The organism is Mesorhizobium sp. M4A.F.Ca.ET.020.02.1.1 (assembly GCF_004022645.1).
GTDB lineage: Bacteria > Pseudomonadota > Alphaproteobacteria > Rhizobiales > Rhizobiaceae > Mesorhizobium.
This window is the reverse complement of sequence record NZ_RZOI01000260.1, coordinates 1-7,495: the sequence shown is the minus strand read 5'-3', so window position 1 is coordinate 7,495 and position 7,495 is coordinate 1. Positions and strand designations below refer to the sequence as shown.

Annotated in this window: 6 protein-coding genes and 1 pseudogene; all 7 read left to right on the top strand. The window is 63.2% G+C overall.

Annotated features, from left to right (window positions below):
• Positions 1 to 166 precede the first annotated feature (166 nt).
• On the top strand, positions 167 to 895 hold the full coding sequence (locus EN742_RS17385) for an ABC transporter ATP-binding protein (protein WP_126057824.1): 729 nt from the start codon (positions 167 to 169) through the stop codon (positions 893 to 895).
• Between the two features lie 112 nt (positions 896 to 1,007).
• Positions 1,008 to 1,355 carry a DUF6867 family protein gene (locus EN742_RS17380; protein WP_126057825.1) on the top strand — a complete coding sequence of 116 codons (348 nt, stop codon included), beginning with the start codon at positions 1,008 to 1,010 and terminating at the stop codon, positions 1,353 to 1,355.
• A 137-nt stretch (positions 1,356 to 1,492) separates the two neighbouring features.
• Positions 1,493 to 2,611 carry a branched-chain amino acid ABC transporter substrate-binding protein gene (locus EN742_RS17375; protein ID WP_126057826.1) on the top strand — a complete coding sequence of 373 codons (1,119 nt, stop codon included), beginning with the start codon at positions 1,493 to 1,495 and terminating at the stop codon, positions 2,609 to 2,611.
• 207 nt (positions 2,612 to 2,818) lie between these two features.
• A complete protein-coding gene (gene pyc, locus EN742_RS17370; RefSeq protein WP_128333067.1) occupies positions 2,819 to 6,277 on the top strand; it encodes a pyruvate carboxylase in 3,459 nt (1,152 codons plus the stop codon).
• A gap of 153 nt (positions 6,278 to 6,430) precedes the next feature.
• Positions 6,431 to 6,691 carry a DUF2312 domain-containing protein gene (locus EN742_RS17365; RefSeq protein ID WP_126057828.1) on the top strand — a complete coding sequence of 87 codons (261 nt, stop codon included), beginning with the start codon at positions 6,431 to 6,433 and terminating at the stop codon, positions 6,689 to 6,691.
• 133 nt (positions 6,692 to 6,824) lie between these two features.
• A pseudogene (locus EN742_RS17360) lies at positions 6,825 to 7,040 on the top strand (hypothetical protein); the annotation flags it as partial.
• Between the two features lie 92 nt (positions 7,041 to 7,132).
• Positions 7,133 to 7,495 (top strand): hypothetical protein (locus EN742_RS17355; RefSeq protein WP_128333066.1); only part of this gene is annotated, 363 nt, incomplete at its 3' end.

Below are 7,495 nucleotides of genomic sequence, written 5' to 3'. Positions count from 1 at the left end.
CGATCGGCCACAGCGAGGGCGAGCGCGTCACGGTCTCGAAGGGCGCCTCCAAGGCAGAACAGGTCGATGCAAAGGCCAACGCCCAGCCAAGAAAGCCGTCGGCGCGGGCCACGGCCAAGCCGACCGGAAAATCCCCGACAGCCAAGCCGCGCGGAGGGCGTAAATAATGGCCGGCACAACGCTGCTCGACATCAAGGGCGTCGAGACCTACTACGGCAACATCCGGGCGCTGAACGGTGTCAACGTGCAGGTCAACGAGGGCGAGGTGGTGGCGCTTATCGGCGCCAACGGCGCCGGCAAGTCGACGCTGATGATGACCATTTTCGGTGCTCCACGCGCTCGCGCGGGCACTATCACTTTTGCCGGTACCGACATCACACAGTTGCCGACGCACGAAATCGCCCGCATGCGCATCGCCCAGTCGCCGGAAGGACGCCGCATCTTCCCGCGCATGACAGTGATGGAAAACCTGCAGATGGGCGCCAGCCTCGACAACCTCAAATATTATGACGAGGACGTCGAGAAGGTGTTCACGCTGTTCCCGCGCCTCAAGGAGCGCATCGCCCAGCGTGGCGGCACGCTGTCGGGCGGCGAACAGCAGATGCTGTCGATCGGACGTGCGCTGATGGCGCGCCCGAAGCTGCTTCTGCTCGACGAGCCATCGCTCGGCCTCGCGCCGCTGATCGTCAAGCAGATCTTCGACGCCATCCGCGAGCTGAACCGCACCCAAGGTTTGACCGTGTTTCTGGTCGAGCAGAACGCATTCGGCGCGCTGAAGCTCGCCAATCGTGGCTATGTCATGGTGAACGGCAATGTGACGATGAGCGGCTCCGGCAAGGAACTGCTCGCCAATCCGGAAGTGCGCGCCGCCTATCTCGAAGGCGGCCACCACTGAGTTTGGAGCGGAATGTGTGCGTCCGGTATTCCGCTCCAAGTTGTTTGATTGTCGCATGACCTTTGCCCGAAAAGTCTGCAACTTTTCGGGATCATGCTAGGGAGACTTCATCATGCAGGGCATTCTCTACGAGGAACCCTCGATCTTCCAGTTCTTCTTCGTCACCTGCCTGCTCGGCGGCTGGGCCGCCTGGATGACCGGCAAGGCCAGCGCGCAGACATGGCGCAGCTTCTTCCAGCTCTTCCTCTACATGCTCGGACTGGGCATCGGCATCAGGTTCATCCATCACGCACTGTTCGACGGCACGATGTTCTCGCTGCATTACTATATCGTCGACACCATCGTGCTGATGATACTGGGCTTCGTCGGCTATCAATACACGCGTACCAACCAGATGGTGACGCAGTATAATTGGCTCTACGAAAGAGCCTCGCTATTGAGCTGGAAGCCGAAAGGCTGACGTTCATGATTAACGTCGTCTCGGGGATGAAACGGCGTGACAAGTGCCTGAAAATCGGCAAACTATGCTTTCTGCGATAAGGGTGGGCATCGCATGAAAGTATCATCCACGCCCACTCCGTAAATGGGAGCGTTTATATGAAAAAGTCACTCTTGTCCGCCGTGGCTCTGACCGCGCTCGTCGCGTTCAGCGGTAGCGCGTGGGCTGACATCCTGATCGGCGTCGCCGGTCCGATCACCGGCCCGAACGCCGCCTTTGGCGCGCAGCTGCAGAAGGGCGCCGAGCAGGCCGCCGCCGACATCAACGCGGCGGGCGGCATCAACGGCCAGCAGATCAAGCTCGAGATCGGCGACGACGTGTCGGATCCGAAGCAGGGCATCTCGGTCGCCAACAAGTTCGTCGCCGACGGCGTCAAGTATGTTGTCGGTCACTTCAACTCGGGCGTCACCATCCCGGCCTCGGAAGTCTATGCCGAGAACGGCATCCTGGTGATCACGCCTTCGGCCACCAACCCGCAGCTGACCGAGCGCGGCCTGTGGAACACCTTCCGCACCTGCGGACGCGACGACCAGCAGGGCAAGGTCGCCGGCGACTATCTCGCCAAGAACTTCAAGGACGCCAAGATCGCCGTCATCCACGACAAGACGCCTTACGGCCAGGGCCTCGCCGACGAAACCAAGAAGGCGCTCAACGGCAACGGCGTCACCGAAGCCCTCTATGAAGGCATCAATGTCGGCGACAAGGACTTCTCGGCCCTCATCGCCAAGATGAAGGAAGCCGGCGTCTCGGTCGTCTATTATGGCGGCCTGCACACCGAAGCGGGCCTGATCATGCGCCAGCTCGCCGACCAGGGCCTCAAGGCCCAGTTCATGTCGGGCGACGGCATCGTGTCGAACGAGCTCGCCTCCATCGCCGGCGACGCCGTCAACGGCACGCTGATGACGTTCGCTCCGGATCCGCGCAAGAACCCGAACGCCAAGGAACTCGTCGAGAAGTTCCGCGCCGCCGGTTTCGAGCCTGAAGCCTATACGCTCTACTCCTACGCCGCTCTGCAGATCGTCGCCGCCGCCGCCGCCAAGGTCGGCTCCGCCGACGACGCGCAGAAGGTCGCGGAAGAGATCAAGAAGAGCGGCCCGTGGAAGACCGCGATCGGCGACATCGGCTATGATGCCAAGGGCGACATCACCCGCCCCGACTACGTGCTGTACACCTGGAAGAAGGGTGACGACGGCAAGTACACCTACTTCGAGCAATAAGCCGACGAACGTCTGAAATCCGGAAATGCCCGGCGCGAAAGCGCCGGGCATTTTTGTTTTGCGGGCCTTTCGTGCGCCGATTGGCGGCTCTGGCGCAAACAAACGATTTAAATCGGTTTAGATGTCGCGCGATTTAGTTTGCGCTGCAGCATTTTCACGCTAATCATTGCGCCAGCCCCCATCCTCTCCGTCCCTGGAGCCCAGTCCTTGGCCATCACGAAGATCCTCGTCGCCAACCGGTCCGAAATCGCCATCCGCGTCTTTCGCGCGGCCAATGAGCTTGGCCTCAAAACCGTGGCGATCTGGGCCGAGGAGGACAAATATTCGCTGCATCGCTTCAAGGCCGATGAAAGCTACCAGGTCGGGCGCGGGCCGCACCTTGCCAAGGACATGGGGCCGATCGAGAGCTATCTGTCGATCGACGAGGTGATCCGTGTCGCCAGACTTTCGGGCGCCGACGCCATCCACCCCGGCTACGGCCTGCTGTCGGAAAGCCCGGAGTTCGCCGAAGCTTGTGCCGCCGCAGGCATCACCTTCATCGGCCCGAAGCCGGAGACGATGCGCCGGCTCGGCAACAAGGTCGCGGCGCGCAACCTGGCGATCGAGGTCGGCGTGCCCGTGGTGCCCGCCACCGATCCGCTGCCGGACGACATGGAGGCGGTCAAGGAACTCGCCAAGACGATTGGCTATCCGGTGATGCTGAAGGCCTCGTGGGGTGGCGGCGGCCGCGGCATGCGCGCCATCCGCGCGGAAGCCGATCTCGCCCGCGAGGTGATGGAAGGCAAGCGCGAGGCCAAGGCCGCCTTCGGCAAGGACGAGGTCTATCTCGAAAAGCTGATCGAGCGCGCCCGCCATGTCGAGGTGCAGGTGCTGGGCGACGGCCAAGGCAACGCCGTGCATCTGTTCGAACGCGACTGCTCGATCCAGCGCCGCAACCAGAAGGTCGTCGAGCGGGCGCCGGCGCCTTATCTGAGCGAAGCGCTGCGCCAGGAGCTGTGCGGCTATGCGCTGAAGATCGCGAACGAGACCAGCTACATCGGCGCCGGCACGGTCGAGTTCCTGCAGGACGCCGACACCGGCAAGTTCTACTTCATCGAGGTCAACCCGCGCATCCAGGTCGAGCACACGGTCACCGAGATGGTGACCGGCATCGATATCGTCAAAGCGCAGATCCACATCCTCGACGGCTTCGCCATAGGCACGCCGGAATCGGGCGTGCCGGCGCAGAAGGACATCAGGCTCAACGGCCACGCGCTGCAGTGCCGCATCACTACCGAGGATCCCGAACACAATTTCATCCCGGACTATGGCCGCATCACCGCCTATCGCGGCGCCACCGGCTTCGGCATCCGGCTCGACGGCGGCACCGCCTATTCGGGCGCCGTCATCACCCGCTTCTACGATCCGCTCTTGGAGAAGGTGACGGCGTGGGCGCCGACGCCGGCCGAGACGATCGCGCGCATGAACCGGGCACTGCGCGAGTTCCGCATCCGAGGCGTGGCGACCAACCTCACCTTCCTCGAGGCGATCATCAATCACCAGAGCTTCGCCGACAATTCCTATACGACGAAGTTCATCGACACGACGCCGGAGCTATTCCAGCAGGTGAAGCGGCAGGATCGCGCCACCAAGCTGCTCAACTATCTGGCCGATGTCAGCGTCAACGGCCATCCCGAAACGCGCGGCCGGCCGATGCCCAAGGCCGATGCTGCGGCGCCCATCGTGCCCTATCTCAACGGCAAGGTGCCGGGCGGCAGCAAGCAGCGGCTCGACGCGCTCGGCCCGGAGAAATTCGCCGCCTGGATGCGCGCGCAAAACGAGGTGCTGGTCACCGACACGACGATGCGCGACGGCCACCAGTCGCTGCTCGCCACCCGCATGCGCACGCATGACATCGCCGGCATTGCCGGCACCTATGCGCGGGCGCTGCCGCAGCTACTGTCGCTGGAATGCTGGGGCGGGGCGACCTTCGACGTCGCCATGCGCTTCCTCACCGAAGACCCGTGGGAGCGGCTGGGCAAAGTGCGTGAGGCGGCACCAAACCTTCTCTTGCAGATGCTTTTGCGCGGCGCCAACGGCGTCGGCTACACCAACTATCCCGACAATGTCGTGCAGCATTTCGTCCGCCAAGCGGCTGCCGGTGGCGTCGACCTGTTCCGCGTCTTCGACTGCCTGAACTGGGTCGAGAACATGCGCGTCGCCATGGACGCGGTCGGCGCCGAGGGCAAGCTGATCGAAGCGGCGATGTGCTACACAGGCGACATCCTCGATCCGGCAAGGGCCAAATACAACCTCAAATACTATGTCGGGCTGGCGAAGGAACTCGAGGCCGCCGGCGCCCACATCATCGCCGTCAAGGACATGGCCGGGTTGCTGAAGCCAAGTGCGGCGCGCGTGCTGTTCAAGGCCTTGCGCGAGGCGACCGACCTGCCGATCCATTTTCATACGCACGATACGTCCGGCCTTTCGGCGGCCACCGTGCTGGCGGCGGTCGAGACCGGCGTCGATGCCGTCGACGCGGCGATGGATTCCTTCTCCGGCAACACCTCGCAGCCTTGCCTCGGCTCGATCGTCGAGGCGCTGAAGGGCACCGAGCGCGATCCCGGGCTCGATCCGCAATGGATCCGCAAGATCTCGTTCTACTGGGAAGCAGTGCGCAACCAGTACGCTGCCTTCGAGAGCGATCTCAAGGGGCCGGCCTCGGAAGTCTATCTGCACGAAATGCCGGGCGGCCAGTTTACCAACCTCAAGGAGCAGGCACGCTCGCTCGGTCTCGAAACACGCTGGCACGAGGTGGCGCAGGCTTATCACGACGTCAACCTGATGTTCGGTGACATCGTTAAGGTGACGCCGTCGTCCAAGGTGGTTGGCGACATGGCGCTGATGATGGTGAGCCAGGATCTGACCGTCGCCGATGTCGAGAACCCGGCACGCGATATCGCCTTCCCGGACTCTGTGGTCTCGATGCTGCGCGGCGATCTTGGCCAGTCGCCGGGCGGCTGGCCGCCGGCGCTGCAGAAGAAAGCGCTGAAGGGCGACAAGCCGATCACCGAGCGGCCAGGCTCGCTGTTGAAAGCCGCCGACCTCAAGGCCAGCCGCAAGGATATCGAGGGAAAGCTTGAGCGCAGGCTTAGCGAGTATGAATTCGCCTCCTGGCTGATGTACCCGAAGGTGTTCACCGACTTCGCCGCGGCGCAGGAAACCTACGGGCCGGTCAGCGTCTTGCCGACGCCGACCTACTTCTACGGCATGAAGTCGGAAGACGAGATCTTCGTCGACATCGAGAAGGGCAAGACGCTGGTGGTGCGCTGCCTTGCCATCGGCGACGTCGACGAGAAGGGCATGGTCACCGTGTTCTTCGAGCTCAACGGTCAGCCGCGGCGCGTCAAGGTGCCGGATAGGGCGCATGGCGCGTCGGCGGCCAAGGCGCGCCGCAAGGCGGAGCCGGGCAACGAGGCGCATGTCGGCGCACCGATGCCGGGCGTGGTCTCGGCACTTGCCGTTGCCGCCGGTCAGGCGGTCAAGGCCGGCGACGTGCTGCTTTCGATCGAAGCGATGAAGATGGAGACCGCGCTGCATGCCGAGCGCGACGGCGTGGTCGCCGAAGTGCTGGTCAGGGCCGGCGACCAGATCGATGCCAAGGATCTGCTGATCGCTTTCACCTGACAATGATCGAGGCTGTGAAGGGCGGCTGACGGCAGCCCTTCATGCCGCACCGATAATGTCTTGACCCGCCGCGCCTGCTCGGGCATCGAACCCGCTCCAATTTGCCGGCCGGCCTTCGCGAGTCGCCGGTAGCCAAACGACGCGGAGAGAAAAATGGCCGACGATATTACCGAGACCAGCCAGACTGTTGCCGCCGGCCAGCTGCGTGCCTTCATCGAGCGCATCGAGCGGCTCGAGGAAGAGAAGAAGACGATTTCCGACGACATCAAGGACGTCTTCGCCGAGGCCAAGGGCACCGGCTTCGACACCAAGGCGATGCGCACCATCGTCCGACTGCGCAAGAAGGACCAGGCGGAGCGCCAGGAGGAAGAGTCCATCCTCGACCTCTACAAAGCCGCGCTCGGTATGGTCTGAGACCGGCCCCGGTTCGCTTAGCAATTCTTTCGGACCGACGCAGGCGAGGCGTCTGGAGCCTCGCCTCGTAGCTTGCTCGCTTTAGCCTGGAGGCACTGCCGCGCGCGATAGCTGGCGGAGCGACCTCGGCTATACGGACACGTCCAACACGGCCAAGAACGATGCGGCGTTCTATATCGATGCCTCGGCGTCCTATGATTTCGGCGCCATCGACAAAAAATATGACGGCATCACGGCAGCCTTGCCTGTCCGCAACATCGCCAATGCCCGCGCGACAGTTTGCAACGAGGGCTATTGCTATCTCGGCCAGGGCCGCAACATGACGGCATCGATGACATACCGCTGGTAGTTTGCGGTGCCCTGACGGGGTGTGTCAGTTGCCTTCAGGCAGGGCGGTGTGATGTAAGACGGCCTCGTGGAGGCTGCAGCGAGCATCGGACCATGAGCGAATTCGACTTTGGCGGCCGCCGCGCCTCGGAATTCCGCCAGCGCGACTTCTGGACACTGTTCGCCGAGCGGCATCCTGAGGAAAGGGCCACGCTGGCGCGCCGCGGACCCTGGTTCTGGCAGCGCGGTCTGCCGGATTTCGCACTGGTCCTTTCCATGTATGTCGCGCCGGCGCAGAACCATGTCGGCGTCTTCTTCGGCCGCAACGAGAAGTTCGGCGCCACCGAATCGTGGTCGCGGTTGAAGCCGTTCCAGCCGGCGATTGAAGGCAGGCTGAGACTCAGGCTCGAACAGAGTTGCGAGGGCCTCGGCATCAATTCGATGTGGCGGGTGGATTGCTTTGTCGGGGGCAATTGG

Bases quoted from the DNA above. Each gene is read 5' to 3' on its own strand.
- EN742_RS17385 (WP_126057824.1), top strand. From the start codon at position 167: ATGGCCGGCACAACGCTGCTCGACATCAAGGGCGTCGAGACCTACTAC.
- EN742_RS17380 (WP_126057825.1), top strand. From the start codon at position 1,008: ATGCAGGGCATTCTCTACGAGGAACCCTCGATCTTCCAGTTCTTCTTC.
- EN742_RS17375 (WP_126057826.1), top strand. From the start codon at position 1,493: ATGAAAAAGTCACTCTTGTCCGCCGTGGCTCTGACCGCGCTCGTCGCG.
- EN742_RS17365 (WP_126057828.1), top strand. From the start codon at position 6,431: ATGGCCGACGATATTACCGAGACCAGCCAGACTGTTGCCGCCGGCCAG.